This is a genomic window from Pseudomonas sp. 58 R 3 (assembly GCF_900006605.1).
In the GTDB taxonomy this organism is placed as follows: Bacteria; Pseudomonadota; Gammaproteobacteria; order Pseudomonadales; family Pseudomonadaceae; genus Aquipseudomonas; species Aquipseudomonas salomonii.
Genome location: NZ_CVTT01000038.1, coordinates 400656 through 422253 on the forward strand (window position 1 = coordinate 400656; position 21598 = coordinate 422253).

Consider the following 21598-nt stretch of genomic DNA (forward strand, 5'->3'; position numbering starts at 1 on the left):
GCTTCAGTGCACCGGCCATACGTCTTGATCGCCGATCACAAATAACCGCTGATCATCGCTTTTCTCCACGGAATAGCCGCCGGTAAAAGCTCCGAACGCCGGCAGCAAGCTGATCCGCGAGCCGATCTGAAAGCACGGCAGTCGCAAACTCTGGCGGCCTTTGCCGCGCAGCCGGTACACCGGATGCACATGCCCGGCCAGCACATGATGGCTGGGGTGGGCATCCGGCTCATGCTGCAGCGCGAACGGCCCCATCAACAGCGGCTCGGCCACCACTTCAATCCTCAGGTCGGCAGGCGGGTCGCCAGCGCGTTTATCGTGATTGCCGCGAATCAAGGTCAGGTTCAGTTCGTGATTGCGCGCGCGCCAGGCTCTCAAGGCGCTCAGGGTGCCGCTGGCGTGTGAGCCAGGGCCATGCAGGAAGTCGCCGAGAAAGATCACCCACGTGCACGGCAGGGCCGACAACAGACGGTCCAGGCGCTGCAGGTTTTCGGTGGTGGTGCCCTGCGGCACCGGTTGCCCGAGGCTGCGATACGCCGAGGCCTTGCCAAAATGCGCATCGGCGATCAGCAGGCACTGGCGGGCGGGCCAGTAAATCGCCTTTTCCGCCAGCAGCCACAGTTCCTCGCCTTCAAGCGTCAGCGAAAAATGCATCAGCGTTTCCCGTTATCCGCGACTTTTTCCAGGTCCTTGACCATACGTGCAATGCGCTCGGACAGCTTCTCCGAACTCATGCTCTCGCGCATTCGTTCCACCAGCAGGGGAAAAGCCAGCGGCGTCGGCCGTTCGATTACATGCAGGTCGAGTTTCAGTGCCGACAGATGGCTGAGTGTCTCTTCGAGCCGACGAATATCCAACTCATCACGCAGGACTTCTTCCCCGGCCTGGGTCAGTAAAAGGTTCTCTGGGTCATATTGTTTGAACACCTCGAAGAACAAGCCGCTGGAAGCTTGCACCTGCCGCGTGCTTTTCGGCGCACCGGGGTAACCGGCAAACACCAGCCCGGCGATGCGGGCGATTTCGCGGAAGCGGCGCAGCGCCAGTTCCCCGGCGTTCAAGCTGGCGGCTACATCCACCAGCAGGTTAGCCGGGCTCAGCAGCGCTTCGTTCAACAACACCGGCCAGTCCACCGGGGTGGCACTCAACAGTTCCAGCCCGTAATCATTCACCGCAATCGAAAAGGTCACCGGCTGGCCTTGGCTGACCCGCCACGCCAGCAGGCTCGCCAGCCCCAGATGCACCTGGCGCCCGGCGAACGGGTAGAGAAACAGGTGCCAGCCCTCCCGCGACTTCAGGGCTTCCGCCAGCAAGCGCGCACGTGTCGGCAGACCTGACCAGCGCAACTGGGTTTGTAGCAGAGGTTGCACCGCGCGCATCTCAGGGCCGTCAAAGTGACCGTGGGCGGCTGCATCAAAGCGCTCGACCACCGCTTGCGCCAATTCATTGGATAGCGGCATGCGCCCGCCATTCCAGCGCGGCACGGCAGCCTTTTTCGCGGTGCTGCGGCGTACATACGCCGTCATGTTTTCCACGCGCACCAACTCCAGCAAACGCCCTGCAAACAAAAAACCGTCGCCAGGCTTGAGCCGGGCGATAAAGCCTTCTTCGACACTGCCCAGATTCTTGCCGCCGCCGCCCTTGCTCCAGAATTTCAGCTGGATACTCGCATCGCTGACGATCGTGCCCACGCTCATGCGATGGCGTCGCGCCAGGCGTGCATCCGGCACGCGCCACACGCCATGCTCATCGGGCTCCACACGGCGGTAATCCGGATAGGCCGTCAACGACAGGCCGCCATGGCGCACAAACCCCAGCGCCCAGGCCCAGTCGGCGTCAGTAAGGTCACGATAAGCCCAGGCACCACGCACCTCCGTCAACAGTGCATCCGGGGTAAAACCACCGCCCAGGGCCATGCTCACCAAGTGTTGTACGAGTACATCCAAAGGCTTGTAGGGCGATTCGCGAGCTTCGATGCGCCGCTGCGCTATCGCATCCTGGGCAGCGGCGGCTTCCACCAGTTCCAGGCTATGGGTCGGCACCAACGTCACCCGTGATGGCCTGCCTGGCGCATGGCCGGAGCGCCCGGCGCGTTGCATCAGGCGCGCCACGCCTTTGGCCGAGCCGATTTGCAGCACGCGCTCCACCGGCAGGAAATCCACGCCCAGGTCCAGGCTCGAGGTACACACCACCGCTTTGAGCTGGCCGTCTTTCAGGGCGCGCTCCACCCAGTCGCGGGTTTCACGCGACAGCGAGCCATGGTGCAGGGCAATCAAACCCGCCCAATCCGGGCGCGCCTCCAGCAACGCCTGGTACCAGATCTCCGACTGCGCGCGCGTATTGGTAAACACCAGGCAACTGCTGCTGGCCTCCACTTCGGCCACCACCTGCGGGAGCATCTTCAAGCCGATATGCCCGGCCCAGGGAAAACGCTCGACAGTGGGCGGCAACAAGGTGTCGACCTTCAGTTCTTTAGCCGTCTGCCCCTGCACATTAATTGCGCCGCCTTGCGGGACCAGAACCTCAAGGGCGTGGGACTGGTTGCCCAACGTCGCGGAAATCCCCCACACCATCAAATCCGGATGCCAACGCCGCAAGCGCGCCAACGCCAATTGCAACTGCACGCCACGCTTATTGCCGATCAGTTCGTGCCACTCATCCACGATCACCATGCGCAGGTGCGTAAGGCTCGTCTCACTGTCGGCACGCGCAAGCATCAGTGTCAGGCTTTCCGGTGTGGTCACCAGCGCGGTGGGCTGGCGGCGGGTCTGGCGTGCGCGTTCGCTGCTGCTGGTATCCCCCGTGCGCAGGCCGACGCTCCAGGGAATCTCCAGTGCCGCCAGTGGCGCCTCCAGGGCGCGTGCCGTGTCGGCGGCCAAGGCGCGCATAGGTGTGATCCACAACACCGTCAGCGGCTCGGCGGGTATTTTGCGTTTACCAGTAGCGGGCGGGCGAGTGACGGCGAAGCGGTTAAGGGCGGCAAACCACAGCGCATAGGTTTTGCCCGCGCCGGTGCTGGCGTGCAGCAGGCCTGACTGGCCTTCTTTAACGGCCGCCCACACCGCTTTTTGAAAGGCGAACGGCTTCCAGCCCTTGGCGGCAAACCATTTTTTGGCGAAGTCGAGGGGTTTTGCCATTCGGCGGCTGACGCTCTGGAGGCTCTATGTCAGAGACCCTCCAGGCGTGGCAAAGGTTTACTTCAAGTTACCGCTCAGAAATTGCTGCAGGCGCTCGCTCTTGGGATTGCCCAACACATCTTCGGGCGTGCCTTGCTCTTCCACCAGACCCTTGTGCAGGAACAGCACCTGGTTCGACACCTTGCGCGCAAAGCTCATCTCGTGGGTGACCATGATCATGGTGCGGCCTTCCTCGGCCAGGCCCTGGATCACCTTCAACACCTCGCCGACCAGTTCCGGGTCGAGGGCCGAGGTGGGTTCGTCAAACAGCATTACCTCCGGCTCCATGGCCAGGGCGCGGGCGATGGCCACCCGTTGCTGTTGGCCACCAGAGAGAAACGCCGGGTATTGATCGGCCACGCGTGCCGGCAGCCCGACCTTATCGAGATAGCGACGGGCACGGTCTTCGGCGTCCTTCTTGCTGCAACCCAGTACCCGGCGCGGCGCCATGGTGATGTTTTCCAGCACGCTCATATGGCTCCACAGGTTGAAATGCTGGAACACCATCGCCAGCCGCGTACGCAGGCGTTGCAGTTCGGCGTCGTCGGCCACGCGCATGCCGTGGCGGTCGCTGACCATGCGGATCTGCTGACCATCAAGGGTCATGGCGCCGTCGTTGGGCGTTTCCAGAAAGTTGATGCAGCGCAAAAAGGTACTTTTGCCCGAACCACTGGCGCCGATCAGGCTGATCACGTCACCGGTGTTGGCCTTGAGCGAAACACCTTTGAGCACTTCATTGTCGCCATAGCTTTTATGCAGGCCTTCAACGGTCAATTTGTACATGGGGCGTGCATCCTCAAGGCGAAAGTAGGTAGCCGCTGCGATAGGCCTGCGTGCCGGCAACATGGCTGATCACCATGCCGGCAGTGGCCATGCGCCGCAGCGAACGGGCGTAAAGCAGGCCGGCATGTTGGCAGTGCACAGGCGTTACGCGGTCAGTAATGGGGTCGATGATTTCGGCGAGCAGTTGCCCGGCTTCCACGTATTCACCGGGCAGGGCGCAGAACACCAGCAAGCCGCCGACCGGCGTGGCCACCGGTTCGACGCCCGCCAGTGGCGTGGCCGGGTAAGGCAGCTCGGGCAGGGGGGCTGCATCGCCTTCGATTGCACCGAAGTGAATCAGGTAATCGATGATCGCCTGGCAATCCAGCGCCGCCAGGCCGTGGTTGACGTCGCCCTGGCCGCGCAGTTCGACGGTCACCGAAAAGCTGCCCATCGGGATCGGGAAGCGCTCGCCGAAGCGTTGCTGCAACTGCCACCACACCAGCGTGAAGCACTCGTCGAACGACTGCCCGCCGGAGTCGGTCGCCAGCAAGTTGGCCTCCGAGCCGATATAGCGCGCCAGCGGCTCCACCTGCGGCCACGCCTCGGGCGTGGTGTACAGGTGTGCCACGGCCTCAAAGTCGCAATGCAGGTCCAGCACCATGTCGGCGTCACAGGCCAGGCGTTGCAGCACCAGGCGCTGGGATTGCAGCTGGGTCGCGGGCGTTTGCGCCGCAAGGGCCAGGCTCAGGGCGTCGCGAATAAGCTCGACGTTGTGCGTGGGGTCGTCGCCCAGCAGGTCTTCGACCTGATTGCCGACTGCCTCACTGAGATCGACAAACAGGCGATTGAAGTTCTGCCCGCTTTCCAGCTCGTAGCGGCCCAATGGAATGTCCATCAACACCTGCTCAAGCCCCACCGGGTTGGCGACGGGCACCAGCACGATCTCGCTGCGCAGGCGCCCGGCCGCTGCCAGCTCCGCCAGACGCAGCTTCAGGTGCCAGGCCACCAGCATGCCCGGCAGCTCATCGGCATGCAGTGATGACTGGATGTAAACCTTGCCCTCAGCCTGTTCCGGGCCGAAGTGGAAACTGTGAACCTGCCGCGCAGTGCCGGGCACCGGCGCGATCAGATCATGTACCTGATGACGCATCGCGACTCCTTAATGGCTCGGCCCGAGAAAGGCCAGCCAACGGCGCTCCGCCAGACGAAACAACCCGACCAGCGCGAAGGTCACGGTCAGGTAGATCAGCGCGGCGATGCCGAATGATTGAAAGGTCATGTAAGTGGCCGAGTTGGCATCCCGCGCTACCTTGAGAATGTCCGGCACCGTCGCAGTAAAAGCCACGGTGGTCGAGTGCAGCATCAGGATCACTTCGTTGCTGTAGTAGGGCAGCGAGCGACGCAGCGCCGAGGGCATGATCACGTAGGCATACAGCTTCCAACCACTCAGGCCGTAAGCCTTGGCCGCTTCGACTTCGCCGTGGGCCATGCTGCGGATCGCCCCGGCGAAAATCTCCGTGGTGTACGCGCACGTGTTGAGGGCGAAAGCCAGGATGGTGCAGTTCATTGCATCGCGAAAGAACGCATCCAGTACCGGCTGCGCGCGTACGGCGGCGATGCTGTAGATGCCGGTGTAGCAAATCAGCAGTTGGATATACAGCGGCGTGCCACGAAACAGGTAGGTGTAGAACTGCACCGGCCAGCGTATGGAGCGTTTGCGCGAGACGCGGGCGATGGACAGTGGGATCGAGACCAGAAAGCCGATCACCAGCGCCGCGCTGAGCAGCCACATGGTCATCGCCAGCCCGGTGATGTGCTGGCCGTCGCTATAAAGGAACGGCCGCCAGTATTGCTGGATAAGTTCGATCATCGCACGGCCTCCCGGGACCCAGCGGAGTAGCGGCGCTCAAGCCAGCGCAGGACGACGTTGGATGCACTGGTGATCAGCAGGTAGATCAGCGCAGCGATGACCAGAAAATAGAACAGCTGATAAGTACTCTTGCCAGCATCCTGCGCGGCCTTGACCAAGTCCGCCAGGCCGATGATCGACACCAGCGCGGTGGCCTTGAGCATCACCATCCAGTTGTTGCCGATGCCCGGCAAGGCAAAGCGCATCATCTGCGGGAAGGTCACGAAGCGAAACCGCTGCCCGCGCGTGAGCCCGTAGGCGGTCGCCGCTTCCAGTTGGCCACGGGGCACGGCGAGGATCGCGCCGCGAAAGGTCTCGGTGAAATAGGCGCCATAGATGAAGCCCAGGGTGATGACCCCGGCGCTGAATGGGTCGATTTCGATGTAGTCCCATTCCATAAAGTCGGTAAAGCCGGTCAGCCAGATTTGCAGGCTGTAAAAAATCAGCAGCATCAGCACCAGGTCGGGCACACCGCGAATCAAGGTGGTGTAGAGCTGGGCAGGGATGCGTATCAGGCTGACGCTGGACAGTTTGGCGCTGGCGCCGAGCAGGCCCAGCAGGACGCTGACGGCCAGGGAGGCGACCGACAGTTTCACGGTCATCCACGTACCTTGCAGCAACAGCGGGCCGAACCCCTTCAAGCTGAAGGCACCCAGCCCCAGGGTTTGCAAAAGATCTTCAAACATGAATTCAGGACCTAATGGCGATAAAAAAGCGCCCACCGCAAACCGGTGGGCGCCCGGGTGTTATTTACCGCTGTAGAGGTTCAGGTCGCCGAAGTGTTTCTTCTGGATGGTGGCGTAGGTGCCATCATCGTGTAACGCTTTGATACCTTTATCGAGCAGAGCCTTGAGGTCTTTGTTACCTTTTTTGATACCGACCGCAGTTTTCGATGGCAGCAGTGGGTCGTCGATGGCCTTGCTGACTTCGTAGTCAGCGCCGGCCGGCGACTTCAAAAAGCCCAGTTCGGCCTGCAGCATGTCCTGCACGGAAGCGTCCAGGCGGCCCGAAGTCAGGTCGGCGTAAACCTGGTCCTGGTTGGCGTAGGCCTTGGTGGTCACACCGGCCTTGTCCAGCACGGCCTTGGCGTAGGCTTCCTGGATGGTGCCTTGCTCGTAGCCCACGGATTTACCCTTGAGGGACTCAGGCGTGGAGAAGTTCGCGCCCTTTTTGAACACCAGGGACGTCGGGCCGGAGAACAGCTCGCTGGAGAAATCGATCGCCTTTTCACGGGCTTCAGTCACGGTCATCGAGGAAATCACGCCGTCGAACTTGTTGGCGTTCAGGCCTGGAATCATGCCGTCGAAGTCGCTTTCAACCCACTTGCACTTCACTTTCAGCTCGGCGCAGATCGCATTGCCCAGGTCGATATCGAAGCCTACCAGGCTGCCGTCGGCGGCCTTGGACTCGAATGGCGCGTAGGAAGGATCGACACCAAAACGCAATTCCTTGTATTCCTTGGCCAGCGCGGTACCAGCAGCCATGCACAGAGCCAGTGCAGAAAGGGTCAGCAATGCTTTTTTCATTATGTAATCCCTGGAAACCAAGATAAGCGCTTGTGGCGCGGTTAGGACTGTTACTGAACGGTGTCAGACGGATCACAAGTAGCAATTTCTGCACCATAGTTCCGAATGATTGTTTTAAAAGGTGGGATAAGGGAGATGTGAGTGTAGGAGATGCCCGAAAATGGGCATGGAAAAATCAGTGCACCATTCTGAAACAAATGGAAATCAAAATGTGGGAGGGGGATTTATGTCAGGTCAACAAATCCTGCAAGGTCCCGAGGTTGTCGGCTTCTTCCACTGCCTTATCCTGCCGCCACCGCAACATCCTGGGAAACCGCACCGCAATCCCGCTCTTGTGGCGTTTGGACAAGGCAATCCCCTCAAACCCCAGCTCAAACACCATGCTCGGCGTTACGCTGCTGACCGGGCCGAATTTCTCCACCGTGGTCTTGCGCACAATGGCGTCGACCTTGCGCATTTCTTCGTCCGTCAGCCCTGAATACGCCTTGGCGAAGGGCACCAGCGTGCGCTCAGTGCCGGGTGGGCCGTCCCACACCGCAAAGGTGTAATCGCTGTACAAACTGGCGCGTCGGCCATGGCCGCGCTGGGCGTAGATCAATACGGCGTCGACGCTGAACGGGTCGACCTTCCATTTCCACCACACGCCCATGTCCTTGGTGCGGCCCACGCCGTACAGGCCATCGCGGGCTTTTAGCATCATGCCTTCCACGCCGAGGCGGCGAGAGTCTTCGCGTTGTTCTGCCAGGTCCTTCCAGCTCGCGCCCGTCAGCAAGGGCGATGGCAACAGCACGGGCTGGTTGCACTGCGCAATCACTTGCTCAAGCTGGGCGCGGCGCTCGGCCTGGGTGTGGTTGCGCCAGTCGTCGCCCTGATATTCCAGCAAGTCGTAGGCGAGGACAGCCACCGGCGCATCCTCCAGGACTTTCTTGCTCAGGGTTTTACGGCCAATGCGCTGTTGCAGCAGGGCGAAGGGTTGCACCGCGTCCTTCCACACCACAATTTCGCCATCGATCACCGTGCCATCCGGCAGGCCGCTGACCAGGCTGTGCAGTTCGGGGAAGCGCTCGGTGACCAACTCCTCACCGCGCGACCAAACCCACAGGCGACCTTCGCGCTTGACCAGTTGCGCGCGAATGCCATCCCACTTCCATTCCACCTGCCAGTCGGCGGTTGCGCCGAGCAAGGCGTCGAATTGCTCCACCGGTTGCGCCAGCCCATGGGCCAGAAAAAACGGATACGGCTGCCCGCCGCGTTGCGCATGTTCGTCAGACGATTCGGCGGCGATAAGCTTGAGGTAGCCTTCGGCCGTAGGCCGGTTGGACAGGTCGGTGTAGCCCACCAGGCGCTGGGCCACACGTTTGCTGTCCAGGTCGGCCATGGCGGCGAGGGCGCGGGTGACCAGCAGTTTGGACACGCCGACGCGAAAACTGCCGGTGATCAATTTGATGCACACCATCAGGCTCGGCTGATCGAGCTGCGCCCATAACGCTGGCAGGCGTTCGGCTAATTCCAGCGGCGGCAAGCCACGCAGCGGCAGCAACTTGTCTTCCAGCCACACCGCCAATCCGTCCTCCGAGGTATAGGAGGATTCGGGCAACAACAGCGAAATGGTCTCGGCCAGATCGCCCACCGACTGGTAACTCTCTTCGAATAACCACGGCTCGATACCCGACGCTGCGGTGGCCATGTCGCGCAATAAGCGGGTCGGCACCAATTGCCGAGGTCGGCCGCCGGACAGGAAATACACGGCCCAGGCCGCATCTTCGGGTGGCGCCTGGCGGAAGTAGGCTTGCAGTGCGGCCAGCTTGGCGTTGCTGGAGGTGGTGGCGTCGAGGTTGGCGTACAGCTCGGCGAAGGCTTTCATGCCGTGGCCTCTTCTTCGTCATCGCCGTATTCGGTGGTGAAACCCTGGGCATCCAGGCCTTTTTCCCGCAAGTGGCGCACCAATACGCCGACAGAGCCATGGGTGACCATCACCCGTTCGGCGCCGGTCTGTTCGATGGCCCACAGCAATCCAGGCCAATCGGCGTGGTCCGAGAGCACAAAGCCTCGGTCCACACCGCGCCGCCGTCGCGTGCCACGCAGGCGCATCCAGCCGCTGGCGAAAGCGTCGCTGTAGTCGCCGAAGCGCTTGATCCAACTGCTGCCACCGGCAGACGGCGGGGCGATGATCAGTGCCTGGCGCAGCAATGGGTCGGTCTTTTTGAAGTCACCGGCATACAGGGTTTCAGGGATATAGATGCCGGCCTCGCGGTACACGCGGTTCAGCGGCTCCACCGCGCCATGGCTGAGGATCGGGCCGATGCTGGCGTCGATGCCATGCAGGATGCGCTGGGCTTTGCCAAAGGAATAACAGAACAACACGCTGGCCTTGCCGACCGCGATATTGGCCTGCCACCAGTCATTGATGCCGGCAAAAATCTGCGCCTGGGGCTGCCAGCGGTAAATCGGCAGGCCGAAGGTGGATTCGGTGATGAAGGTGTGGCAACGCACCGGCTCAAAGGGCGCACAGGTGCCGTCGGGTTCGACTTTGTAGTCGCCGGAGGCGACCCAGACTTCGCCCTGGTATTCCAGGCGCACCTGGGCAGAGCCGAGCACGTGCCCGGCGGGGTGGAAACTCAGGGTGACGCCGTGGTGAATGAGCTTTTCGCCGTAGGCCAGGGTTTGCAGGTTGATGTCCTGGCCCAGTCGCGAGCGCAGGATACCTTCGCCTGGAGCGGCGGCCAGGTAATGCTGGTTGCCGGTGCGGGCGTGGTCGCCATGGGCGTGGGTGATGACGGCGCGGTCCACCGGGCGCCAGGGGTCGATGTAGAAATCTCCCGCAGCACAATAGAGGCCTTCGGGGCGGGCGATGACAAGGTCCATGGGCGTGCCGGGGGCGATGGGCTTATCAGGTATGAGGGGAATGAGACTGGAGAAGTTCTATCTAAATTCAGGCGATCAAATGTGGGAGCTGGCTTGCCTGCGATGGCGGTGCATCAGCCACTTGATCAGTGACTGAGACGGCCTCATCGCAGGCAAGCCAGCTCCCACATTTTGATGGCGTGACGCGGAGCGTCACAGGATGCATTCCCACGCAGAGCGTGGGAACGATCACCGGGTTACTTGCCGGGTGTGAGGGTCAAGCGGGTTTTCCCATACGCCTTGTCAAAGTTCTGCGGCTGCATCGGGAAGCTCAGGTATTGCGCCTTGAGCGACGCATCGATGCCGTTCGCATAATTGGGGCTCGCCGGGTTGCCGGATTGGCCGATGCCACCTTGACCCATCATCGGTTCGATTTGGCTGAAGTCGACGATCATGCGCAGCGCCGGCACTTGGGTGGTGACAAAATCCTGCCCCCAGCTGTAGGGCGCCGGGTTCAGGGTGTTGTGGTCGCCGCCACTGGCAAACGGGCCGCGGATCACCTGGCCATTGGTGTTTTTCCAGGTGGTGGTGTGCAGTTTGCCCCACTGCCAGGCCTTGTGATCGCCACCCAATTGGCTGTCGCCAGCGGTGATGGCGGCGGCAAGGCTGCGGGCGAGGATCGCCGGTTTGTCTTCTTTTTGCGCGGTGCGTACGTCGTCCCAGAAGGGGCTGTCTTCACGGCCCAGCAGGTGGTCGGCGTTGGCGGAGTAGGACAGGTTGGCGTTGCTGACAAAGGCTTTCCAGCTGGCGCTGGTTTCCGGGCCGAGTTCGTCGAGGAAGATCTGCCTGGTGCTTTCCTGCAGGAACAGCTCATAGATCGCCGCATCGGCGGAGGTCGGTGCCAGGCGACCGTCAAAGGCCATCAAGCGATTGAGCGCTTCGCGGGCCTTCACGGCGTCGGCTGCCGGCAGCGCATCGATTGCCTGTCTCAGCGGCTGGGCCATGCCCGGCGCCTGGAACATGGTCTTGAGCTTGGCGGCAAACGTAGTGGTCTGGTCGTACTGCATGGCGATCATGCTGCGGCTGTCATGCTTGCCGGCGTTGGCCAGTTGCGCCAGGCGCTCGCTGCGCTCCGGGGCGTCCCAGGAGTTGGACAACTGCATGCCATAACCGCGTGGCGCGGTGCGCTGGTTGGCCGTGCCGATCCAGCCTTGGGCCGGGTCTTGATCGTAAGGGTGCAGCATCGCGTCGGCGTAGCCGTCCCAGTCAAAGCGCGCGTCCCAGCCCGGCGAGGGCAGCAGGCCCTGGCCTTCGCGGCGGTTGGGGAAGCGGCCGGTGACTTGCCAGCCAATGCTGCTCGCGTCGGCAAACATCATGTTGAGGGCGATGGCGCGGATTTCCCGGGTCGCGTCCGAGGCCTTGCCGGCGCTTTGGGCACGGGACAGGTCGAAGAATGCGTCCAGGCTCTTGTCGTCCTTGAGGTCAGCGGTTTGCAGGGCCAGGCCGAACCCGGTGGTGAGTGCCTGGCTGCTGTTGAGCAGGGCGCCGTGGCGGGTTTCGTACACCACTTCGCGAATCGGCCGCTGGCCCTTGGCGAAGTAGGTTTCGTTGCGCACGATGGCCGGTAGCCATTTGCCGTTGTTCTCGTAGTACAACGCGCTGCCTTGGCGTTTGACCTTCTCCAGGAACAGGTCCTGGGTGTCGCCTTTGACCGCGCTCATGCTCCACGCCACTTTGCCGTTGAAGCCGGACAGCAGGGTCGGCAAACCGGCAATCGAGACGCCGACCGCCTGGTATTTCGGGGCACGGATCTGCACGTAGTTCCACGGCGACGGCGCTTGTGGCTGGGCCGCCAGGTCGCTGGCCAACAGACTTTTGCCACTGCGGCTGCGTTGCGGGCCGATGGCCCAGTTGTTGGAGGTGGTGACGGCCAGTGCGTTAAGGCTGTTCAACTGTTGGCCGACGCTTTCAAGCCCGGCAAGGCCGGTGACCTGGCTGAGGTTCACGCCCTTGAGCTTGTCGGCTTCGTCCATCGGGATTGGCTCGTCCGGCGCACTCGGCGTGAGCCAGGCGAGCTTGTCGGCGCCGACTTTCTGCGCCAGCACCAGCGACGAGAGTTCTTCCTGCAGGTTGCTCGACTCGCTGAAGTTCAGCAGGCAGAACAACAGTGCCGAATCTTCCGGCTTCCAGTACTCGGGTTTGTAGCCGGTCTGGGCCAGGTCCGGCGGCAGCTTGTCGCGGTAGCGGAACAGGTAGGCGTTGACGCCACGGGCATACACTTCAAAGAAGCGCTTGAGGCGCGGCGACGAAGCGTTATACAGCTCACCGGCGCTTTTTTTCAGGTTGACCGCGCGCATGAAACGGTCGACATCCAGCACCTGCGGCCCGGACATCTCCGCCAGGCGGCCTTGAGCCAGCAGGCGCAAAGTGACCATCTGCGTGATGCGGTCGCTGGCGTGTACATAACCGAGGCTGAACAGCGCGTCATGGAAGGTGTTGCTTTCGATCAACGGCATGCCTTGGGCATTGCGGCGCACTGACACATTCTGTGCCAGGCCTTTGATCGGTTGCACACCGGCCACCGGCGGCAGGGTGTCCTGGGTGCTCTGGAGCTGGCAACCGGCCAGGCTTAAAGCGCTGGCCACTGCCGCGGCAACGCCGAACCGGGGGATAAAATGTGAGAGGGCTGGCGAGGCCATGGCAAAGCTCCTGCGGGGGTAGCGTCATTAAAGGCGCTACGTTAGTGAGCGCGGCGAAACGACGCAAGCAGGATCGTTCCCACGCTCTGCGTGGGAATGCATTTTGTGACGCTCGGCGTCACGCTTTTTTGGGGGGACGCGGAGCGTCCGGGGCGGCATTCCCACGCGGAGCGTGGGAACGATCCTCGGCTAATCAGGACTTTGGCGGGTTCACTTGCTGCACCAGCTCGTAGGCCCGAACCGTCGCTGGGCGTTCCTTGATGCGGTTGAACCAGCGCTGCACGTGGGGGAAATCCTCCAGACGCTGGCTCTGCCACTTGTGGGAAACAATCCAGGGGTAGATCGCCATGTCGGCGATACTGTAGTCCTCACCCGCCACGAACGCTCGGTCGGCCAAACGGCGGTCCAGCACGCCATACAGACGGGCGGTTTCATCCACATAACGTTTAATGGCGTAGGGAATTTTCTCCGGTGCGAACTGGCTGAAATGATGATTCTGACCCGCCATCGGCCCCAGCCCGCCCATTTGCCAGAACAGCCATTGCAGCGCTTCCTGGCGGCCGCGCAGGTCCTTGGGGATGAATTGGCCGGTTTTTTCCGCGAGGTACAGCAAGATCGCGCCGGATTCGAACAGTGAAATCGGCGCGCCGCCGTCGGTCGGGCTGTGATCGACGATGGCCGGGATGCGGTTGTTGGGAGCGATCTTCAGGAAGTCCGGCTTGAACTGCTCGCCCTGGCCGATGTTGATCGGGTGCACCGTGTAGGGCAGGCCGGCTTCTTCCAGGAACAGCGAGACTTTGTGACCGTTGGGGGTGGTCCAGTAGTACAGGTCGATCATGAAGCTCTCCAAATGAGCGAATGCCTGTCTCTATAGGTGATGATTGCAGGGCAATAATTCAATCAAACATTTACGTCTAACCTTAGAAGCCCATCACACCGCCCCATCGACCAACACCTGTAATGACTGCTGCGAGCAGCGCTCAATGCGCACCTGTACGCCATAGACCTGCGCAAACAATGCCGGGTCGAGCACCTCCTCCGCCACGCCGCTGGCGTACAACCGGCCCTGGCGCAGCACGGCAATATGGTCGGCGAAGCGTGCAGCCAGGTTGATGTCGTGCAGCACCACCACGGCGATCAAGTTGTGTTCGCGCACCAGCGCGCGCACGCAGTCCATGACTTTTAATTGGTAATTGAGGTCGAGCGCGCTGGTGGGTTCGTCGAGCAACATCACTTGCGGGCGCCGCGCAATCAGCTGCGCGAGGCTGACCAATTGGCGCTGGCCGCCAGACAAGGTGCTTAACAGTTGATCGGCCAAATGCGCGATGCCGATACGCTGCAACGCTTCGAAGGCTTCGCGCAGACAGGCCTCGCTGGACAATGGAATGCCGTCCACATTGGCCACGCGGAGCGCGGCGATCACGCTTTCCATCACACTGAGGCTCAGGCCCGGCGGCAGGTTTTGTGGCATGTACGTCACGCGGCGCGCACGCTCGGCCACCGACATGGCTGACAGGTCGAGGTCACCCAGCCTGACCACGCCTTGCATCTTTTCCAGCCCGGCAATGGCCCGCAGCAGCGTGGATTTACCCGCGCCATTAGGGCCGATCAAGGCGGTGAGGCTGCCGTGGGGCAGGGTCGGCAAGCTCAGCTCATGCACAATCTGCCGACGCCCGTAGCTGACCGTGGCGTTGTGTACCGATAACCCCGCACTCATAACTGCCTCCCGCGCTTGAACACCAACACCACAAAAATCGGTACGCCCACCAGGGCGGTGACAATGCCCACCGGCACAATCACGCCGGGCATGATCAGTTTGCTGGCAATCGACGACAGCGCCAGCAGCAAGGCGCCGGTCAACGCACTGGCGGGCAGCAGGAAACGTTGGTCTTCACCCACGAGAATCCGCGCGATATGCGGCCCCACCAGGCCGATAAAACCGATGGTGCCTACAAACGCCACGGCGGTGGCTGACAGCAGGCTGATACGCAGCAACGAGAAAAATCGCAGGCGCTTCACGTCCACGCCAAAGCTTTGTGCGCGGTCTTCGCCCATACGCAGCAGGGTCAGGCGCGGCGCGGCGGCGAAGGAAAACGGCAGCACCACGGCAACCACAAAGGCGAGGATGCCGAGCTTGTCCCAGTTGGCGCGGGTCACGCTGCCCAAGGTCCAGAACACCAACTGTTGCAACACGTCTTCGGTGGCCACCAGTTGCAGCAAGGCCACCACGGCGTTGCAACTGAACACCAGCGCGATGCCGAACAACACCAAACTTTCCACCCCCGCACCGCGCAGGCGTGACATGGCTTGCAGCAAAAACACCGAGGCGGCGGCAAAGATAAACGCCGAGATGGAAATCGCGGTGTTGGCCGACACCCACAGCGTGGTCACCGGAAACACGATGACCAACGAAGCGCCCAAGGCCGCCGCCGACGACACGCCCAACGTAAACGGGCTGGCCAGCGGGTTATTGAGGATCGCCTGCATCTCGGCCCCGGCCAGCGACAGCGCGCAACCCACCAGCACCGCCGTCAGCGCGTAGGGCAGGCGCACGTTCCAGATGATCACCTGGTCGGTGGCGCTCAGGTGCGACGGATGCAGGACGCCGTCGAGCAACGCCGGCAGGCCCATGCCCGACGGGCCGCTGGCCAGGTCGACTAAAATGGCGCAGACCAGCGCGATGCCGAGCAGCGCCAGCAGCCAGGCACGCCGGGCCAGCAAGCGGCGATAGCCGTGAGTGGCGCTGGCAAGGTCGAGGGTTTGAGTGGTCATGGGGCTCACGCAATGTTGAAAACAACGAAAATCTACATTTGGGAGCTGGCTGCATTCCTGCAGGGCGCTTGGGGTTACTGGGTGTTGGCGTCAATCCAATAAGCACCCTGCAATGGCATGCCCAGGAACTGCTGGTTGATCTGTTGCATAGTCACCTGCGGGTCAAGTTTGGCGAACAGCTCCGGGTGCACCCATTTGGCCAATGCTTCAATCGCCAGCAAGTTGTATGGCGAGTTGTAGAAGTCATGCCACAGGCCGTGGGCATTGCCCGCGCGGATGGCACGCAGGTTGGCGAACTCCGGCCGCGCCAGCACACGATCGAACGCCTCGCGGGCTTCATCGGTGCTCACACCAGCGCCAAGAATCAGCCCCGGTGTGTGGTTGCCGGTGGCCACGTACACATCCGGGTCGGCCTTGAGCGCGTATTCAACGCTGATATCCCCCAGCGCACCCGGCACCACGTCGGCGGCGATATTGCGCCCGCCGACCAGCTTGATCACTTCACCCATACCGCTTTTGCCGGTGGTGTGCCCCGGCGCCTGCCAGGCACCGGCCAGCAATTCGAGGAACACACTCGGGCGCGGGCCGGCCGGCGAGGTGGCAATGGCGTCGGTGATGGCCTTGATGTGCTGGTCATAGAAACCCAGGAACGCCTTGGCCTGGGCTTCACGGCCCAAGGCCTGGCCCAGCGCGTTCATGCTGGTGTGGGTGCCTTGCACCGGGTTGATCCGAAAGTCGACGAACAACACCGGGATGCCGGCTTTGGCCAGCACGTCCGCCACCGCGCTGTGTTCGGTCGGGCCGTGGCCCGAAATGCTGAACACCGCCAGATCCGGTTTCAGCGAGAGAATTTCCTCGGCACTGACACTCTGCTCGGACGCTTGCCCGATCAACGGGATGTTTTTGACCGAAGGAAACTTCGCCACATAGGCGTTGTAAGTGTGCTGGTCCAGCAGCTTCAAATCATTCTGCCAGCCGACGATGCGCTGGAACGGTGCGTCCTTGTCGAGCAAGGCAAACGCCGAAATCAAGCGGCCTTCGCCCAGTACCACACGTTTGACGTCGTCTTTGACCTCGACCTTGCGGCCCAACACGTCGGTGACTTCATGGGCAGCGGCCGTTTCGGCGTGGCCGAGGACCAGCGCGGCGCACAGCACGCCGAGCTTGAGCACGTTACGAGGTTTGAACATGGAAAGGACTCCGGGTGAGGGGCAATCAGAATTCATAATCGACACTGGCGGTGAGCGTGCGACCGGCGCCTGGGATGCCGTAGAGCTGGAAGCCGTCGAGGGACGCGCCGACCTGGCTGTAATAGAACTTGTTAAACACGTTGTTGAGGTTGAGGTTGACCCTGGTGTCCTTGTTCACCTTGTATTGCGCCGCCAGGTTGCTCAGCCAGTAACCCGGGGCTTTTTCGTGGTCGCGGGTGTAGATCGCATACACACCGGACGGGCCATTGGCGTAGCTGCTGTTGTTGTTCAAACCGCCGACATAGTTGTTGTCGCTGTAGCGGCGACGACCCACGTACTGCTCGCCGTAGCTGAGGCTCAGGGCGTCGGTGACGGCGTAGGTGGTCCACAGGTTGGCGGTCAGGTCGGGGACGTTCATGGCTTCGGCACCCTTGTTGATGCCTTTGGTCTGCGTGCTTTTGAGCGCCGAAAAACCGGTGTAGGCGGTCCAGCGCGGGGTGATGTTGCCTTGCAGGCCGAGTTCGATGCCGTCCACACGCTTGGCGGGCAGGGCGCGCACCGGGGCGGATTCGCCGTCCTGGTATTCCCAGGCGTTGTCCAGTTCGGTGCGGAAGATCGCCGCCGTGACATTGAGCCTGTCGTGGGCAATGTCCCACTTGGTGCCGATCTCGTAGGTTTTCGACTTGGCCGGGCTGTAGTTGCGGGTGGTGGACGCGCCGTAGATCTGGTTGTTGGTGGAGGCGCCCAGCGCCGACGGTTGCGCCGCCTCGCTGTAGGACACGTAGATGCTGCCGTTCGGCAATGGCTTGTACACCGCGCCGACGCGACCGCTCACCGCGCCGTCGGTGCTGCTGATGTCGGCCTGGCCGCGCTGGCGGGTTTGCGCGCGCCAGTTGTCGTAGCGCAGCGAGCCGAGCACTTGCCATTGCTCGTTGAGGGTGACGGTGTCGCCCACGTAGAGACCGGCGTTATCGATCACCGAGCGCGGGTCGCCTTCGCCCTTGGTTACGTAGGTGCTGGCGAAGCTGTGGGTGGGCTCGTTCATGTTGAAGAACAGGTCGCCGGCCGGCACTTCGGCGTTGCGTTTCAGGCCGCCATACGTCTCGTGATAGAACTCCAGGCCGCTGACCACCGCGTGCTGCAGGCTGCCGGTGTTGAACGTGAAGCTGAAGTCGGTCTGGTTATCCAGGATGGTGTAGCGCTTGGACAAGCCGAAGTCGCTGCCCCGCAGGATGCCGTAGCCGGTGTTGCTGTTGTTTACGTAGTCGGTGTAGGCATTCACCGTGCTGCCGGGCACTTGGCTGATTGGGCCTGTGCCGGTGTAGCCCAAGGTCGCACAGCGGGCGCCGGTGCAGGTTTTTTTGCCGCTGGCGTCGGCGGCGAAGAAGCGTGCCGGGGACAGCATGGCGAAGTTGTCGCTGCGTTCCCAGCGGGTCTGGTTGCGCAGGTGGGCCTCGTTCCAGTCAAAGTCATGCTCGAAGCGGGCGGTCAGCGAGGTGGTTTCGTTCTCCTGCGTATAAAGGCTGGAGTCGCCGTACCAGTTGGAGCGTTTGACGCCGGGCATGCGGTGGCCGTCGGTGCCGCGCTGGATCGGCACGCCGCCGTCCGGGGTGTTGGTGTCTTTCTGGTAGAAGGTGTCGACGAAGAAACGCGTGTCGGTGCCCAGGCCGAAGCCGAACGAGCTGGCGATGCCCCAGCGGTCGTAGTCCACGTCGTCGCGGTCGGCCACTTGGTTGTAGTGCTTCATCAGGTTGATGCGCACGGCGGTGGTGTCGTTCAGCTGTTTATTGAGGTCGGCGGTGAGGCGACGGTAGCTGTCGGTGCCGATCCCGGCGGACACCTTGTTGGCATCGCCCAGGTGCGCTTCTTTGCTCACCAGGTTGACGCTGCCGCCCACGGCGGAAACGCCGGACTCAATCGAGCCGGTGCCCTTGAACACTTCAGCCTGTTGCAGGTTGAAAGTGTCGGTGCGCGTGGACATGCCCGCGTCGCGCACGCCGTCGACGGTCAGGCTCTGCTCGGAGGAAAACCCGCGAATTGAAAACAGATCGCCCCAGCCCAGGTTGCCTTCGCCGGACATGAAGGTGATGCCCGGCACGTTGCGCAACACTTCCTGCAGGGTCTGCGCGTTCTGCTCCTTGAGCACCTGCTGCGGCACGATAGTCACGCTTTGCGGGGCGTCGAGCAGCGGCTGGCTGATTTTGGCCGAGGTCACACGGTCGACTTTGAAGGTGGAGCTGGCTTCCTGGCCGTCGACCGTGATCTGCGGCAGGCTCACCACCGAATCATTCGGCGCGGCGGCCGGCGCATCGGCCCAGGCGGTCGGCGCAACACTGCCGGCAGCGAGGAAACCGAACATCGGTGCCAGGGTGGTGTGCAGCGTGTGACGTTGGGGCGTGGGCAGTGACATAGGTGATGATCCGAGTCTAAATTACAATTACTCTCATTCAGGTTCGGTAGTCTAAAGAGCGATTCCGCCTGCCATGCCCTGGCTTTGTATCGCTGATGCGTGATTATGGTTCCCCACAACATTCCATTACATTTGCGTGTATCGCTGGATGAACGTTCGGCTATCTCCTGCGTTTTGCGTTTTCGGATTGACTGCCCATGGCCAAGCTTGACCACCTGCTGATCGTTGATGATGACCCGCAAATCCGTCAGTTGCTCTGCGACTACTTGAGCGACGCGGGTTTTCAGGTGTCCACCGCCGCCGACGGCAAGGAAATGCGCCGCCGCCTGGCGCTGAATGTGATCGACCTGATCGTGCTCGACGTGATGCTGCCCGGCGAAGACGGCCTGAGCCTGTGCCGCGAACTGCGCGTGAGTTCCAATACGCCGGTGGTGATGCTCACCGCCAAAGGCTCGTTGATCGACCGCATCGTCGGCCTGGAAATCGGCGCCGACGACTACCTGCCCAAACCGTTCGACCCGCGTGAGCTGCTGGTGCGGATCAAAGTGGTGTTGCGCCGGGTGCAGAGCTTTCCGGACCGCGCGCGGCTGGACGAGGCGCCGAGCATCCGGTTTGCCGGCTGGCAGCTCGACACACGGGCGCGGCAATTGCTCACGCCCGAGGGCGTAGTGGTGAGCCTGGGCAACTCCGACTACCGCGTGCTGCGCCTGTTGTTGCAGCACCCCAACCGGCCGTTGAGTCGCGACTTTTTGCTCAACCATGTGTTCGACAAGGACAGCACGCCGTTCGACCGCTCCATCGACGTGTGCGTCAGCCGCCTGCGTTCGCAACTGCCGGCAGGGCTGATCAAAACCGTGCGCAACGAGGGTTACATGCTGACTGCCGATGACGTGGTGCTGGAGTCGTGAGACTGCTGCCGCGTTCGCTGTTCGGGCGGCTGGTGCTGATTCTGGTCAGCGGCATGCTCGCGGCCCAGGCGCTGACCAGCAGTATCTGGTACGACCGTCGGCATGGCCAGGTGCTGGAAATTCCTGCACGGCTGATCGCTACGCGCCTGGCAGATGTGGTGCGCCTGGTGCACAACGACCCGCAGCAGGCCGACCAGTTGATCAAACTGCTCAATACGCCGCACTTTCAATTGACCTTGAGCGATCAGGCCAGCAACACGCCCAGCACACTGACCGACAGTGACCGGCCCACCGAGCGGCTGATCAAGAAAGTGCTGTCGGAGAAAACCGGGTATGCCCAGACCCTGATGTTGTTGCGCCTGTCTCTGGTCGATGACGAAGGGCAAAGCGCCGGGCTCTCGACTTTGCTCAGCTCCAGGCCGGTAGTCGGGCAGTTCCTGATCGACCTGCGCCTGCCCGATGGGCGCTGGTTGCAGGTGGACGCCAGCGAAGAGCAGGGCTGGACCAGCACGTCGCCGCTGGACTTGCTGTTCGACTACGTGATGCGCATCTATTTGCTGCGCGTGCTGGTGCTGGTGATCATCGCGCTGGTGGCGGTGCGCCTGGCCATTCGCCCGCTCAACGCCTTGGCCAGGGCCGCCGAAGCCCTGGGCCGGGATATCCAGCGCCCGCCGTTAGCGCTGGACGGCCCCACCGAAGTGCGCCGCGCGGCCCAGGCGTTTAATGCCATGCAGCAACGGCTGATTGCCAATATTGCCGAGCGCACGCGCTTTCTGGCGGCGATTTCCCACGACCTGCGCTCGCCGATCACACGCCTGCGCCTGCGCACCGAGATGCTCGAAGACACGCGCACCAAGGAGCGTTTTCGCAGCGACCTGGAAGAAATGGAACACATGGTCTCCAGCACTCTGGATTTTGTCAGCAGCGGCGAAATCAACGAGACGCGGCAGAACATCGACATCAACGCCTTGCTGCAAAGCCTGCAGGCCGACCTGCAAGACGTGGGCGAAAGCGTGACCGTTGTGGGGCGCGCCAGGCAACCGTTGCCGGGGTACGCGCGCAGCCTCAAGCGCTGTGTGCAAAACCTGCTGGAAAACGCGGTGCGTTATGGCCGAGACGTGGTGGTGCGGGTGGAGGATCAGGCGGACAGTTTGAAAATCGTCATCAGTGACCGTGGCCCGGGGATTCCCCAGGAACAACTGGAGCAGGTGATGGAGCCGTTTTACCGGGTCGAAGGCTCACGCAACGCCGACACGGGCGGGTATGGGTTGGGCCTGAGCATTGCGCACACCATTGCGCGGGCGCATGAGGGGCGATTGAGTTTGAGTAATCGGGAAGGCGGCGGGCTGGAGGTGGTGTTGCAGTTCCAACGCAAATCCTGAGCTGCAATACGATCCAATGT

At 62.2% G+C, this 21598-nt stretch carries 17 protein-coding genes; 2 read left to right on the forward strand and 15 right to left on the reverse strand.

Annotated elements, in window-relative coordinates:
• Window positions 1-3: 3 nt before the first annotated feature.
• The 15 genes from pdeM to BFP92_RS07665 all read right to left on the reverse strand — a co-directional run bounded on the left by pdeM (window position 4) and on the right by BFP92_RS07665 (window position 19288).
• On the reverse strand, window positions 4-654 hold the full coding sequence (pdeM, locus tag BFP92_RS07595; protein ID WP_065928990.1) for a ligase-associated DNA damage response endonuclease PdeM: 651 nt from the start codon (window positions 652-654) through the stop codon (window positions 4-6).
• The gene (locus BFP92_RS07600; protein ID WP_065928991.1) at window positions 654-3134 is read right to left on the reverse strand and encodes a ligase-associated DNA damage response DEXH box helicase; all 2481 of its coding nucleotides are present in this window, start codon (window positions 3132-3134) and stop codon (window positions 654-656) included. Before BFP92_RS07600 ends, pdeM begins: the two co-directional genes overlap by 1 nt.
• Window positions 3135-3191: 57 nt before the next feature.
• Window positions 3192-3956 carry an ABC transporter ATP-binding protein gene (locus BFP92_RS07605; protein ID WP_017137170.1) on the reverse strand — a complete coding sequence of 255 codons (765 nt, stop codon included), beginning with the start codon at window positions 3954-3956 and terminating at the stop codon, window positions 3192-3194.
• A 13-nt stretch (window positions 3957-3969) separates the two neighbouring features.
• Window positions 3970-5088: a succinylglutamate desuccinylase/aspartoacylase family protein gene (locus BFP92_RS07610; protein WP_065928992.1), complete on the reverse strand. Its 1119-nt coding sequence runs from the start codon at window positions 5086-5088 to the stop codon at window positions 3970-3972.
• Window positions 5089-5097: 9 nt separating this feature from the next.
• Window positions 5098-5808, reverse strand: coding sequence for an ABC transporter permease (locus BFP92_RS07615; RefSeq protein ID WP_017137171.1), 711 nt, complete (start codon window positions 5806-5808; stop codon window positions 5098-5100).
• On the reverse strand, window positions 5805-6533 hold the full coding sequence (locus tag BFP92_RS07620) for an ABC transporter permease (protein WP_017137172.1): 729 nt from the start codon (window positions 6531-6533) through the stop codon (window positions 5805-5807). Before BFP92_RS07620 ends, BFP92_RS07615 begins: the two co-directional genes overlap by 4 nt.
• A 60-nt stretch (window positions 6534-6593) precedes the next feature.
• Complete coding sequence (locus tag BFP92_RS07625; protein WP_017137173.1) at window positions 6594-7373, reverse strand: transporter substrate-binding domain-containing protein; 780 nt, start codon at window positions 7371-7373, stop codon at window positions 6594-6596.
• 229 nt (window positions 7374-7602) lie between these two features.
• Complete coding sequence (locus BFP92_RS07630; RefSeq protein ID WP_065928993.1) at window positions 7603-9237, reverse strand: ATP-dependent DNA ligase; 1635 nt, start codon at window positions 9235-9237, stop codon at window positions 7603-7605.
• Window positions 9234-10238, reverse strand: a complete 1005-nt coding sequence (locus BFP92_RS07635) for a ligase-associated DNA damage response exonuclease (RefSeq protein WP_065928994.1) — start codon at window positions 10236-10238, stop codon at window positions 9234-9236. The genes BFP92_RS07630 and BFP92_RS07635 overlap by 4 nt, the downstream gene beginning before the upstream one ends.
• 236 nt (window positions 10239-10474) lie before the next feature.
• Window positions 10475-12916, reverse strand: a complete 2442-nt coding sequence (locus tag BFP92_RS07640) for a penicillin acylase family protein (RefSeq protein ID WP_065928995.1) — start codon at window positions 12914-12916, stop codon at window positions 10475-10477.
• A 193-nt stretch (window positions 12917-13109) separates the two neighbouring features.
• Complete coding sequence (locus BFP92_RS07645) at window positions 13110-13754, reverse strand: glutathione binding-like protein (protein ID WP_065928996.1); 645 nt, start codon at window positions 13752-13754, stop codon at window positions 13110-13112.
• A gap of 93 nt (window positions 13755-13847) precedes the next feature.
• Entirely contained in the window at window positions 13848-14633 is a 786-nt protein-coding gene (locus BFP92_RS07650) for an ABC transporter ATP-binding protein (RefSeq protein WP_065928997.1), read from the reverse strand.
• Complete coding sequence (locus tag BFP92_RS07655) at window positions 14630-15688, reverse strand: FecCD family ABC transporter permease (RefSeq protein WP_065928998.1); 1059 nt, start codon at window positions 15686-15688, stop codon at window positions 14630-14632. The genes BFP92_RS07650 and BFP92_RS07655 overlap by 4 nt, the downstream gene beginning before the upstream one ends.
• Window positions 15689-15762: 74 nt before the next feature.
• Entirely contained in the window at window positions 15763-16878 is a 1116-nt protein-coding gene (locus BFP92_RS07660) for an ABC transporter substrate-binding protein (protein ID WP_065928999.1), read from the reverse strand.
• 25 nt (window positions 16879-16903) lie between these two features.
• Complete coding sequence (locus tag BFP92_RS07665) at window positions 16904-19288, reverse strand: TonB-dependent receptor (protein ID WP_065929000.1); 2385 nt, start codon at window positions 19286-19288, stop codon at window positions 16904-16906.
• 197 nt (window positions 19289-19485) lie between these two features.
• On the opposite strand from BFP92_RS07665, the gene BFP92_RS07670 reads away from it, so the two are divergent.
• A complete protein-coding gene (locus BFP92_RS07670; RefSeq protein WP_065929001.1) occupies window positions 19486-20196 on the forward strand; it encodes a response regulator in 711 nt (236 codons plus the stop codon).
• On the forward strand, window positions 20193-21578 hold the full coding sequence (locus tag BFP92_RS07675) for an ATP-binding protein (protein ID WP_065929002.1): 1386 nt from the start codon (window positions 20193-20195) through the stop codon (window positions 21576-21578). The genes BFP92_RS07670 and BFP92_RS07675 overlap by 4 nt, the downstream gene beginning before the upstream one ends.
• Window positions 21579-21598: the final 20 nt, after the last annotated feature.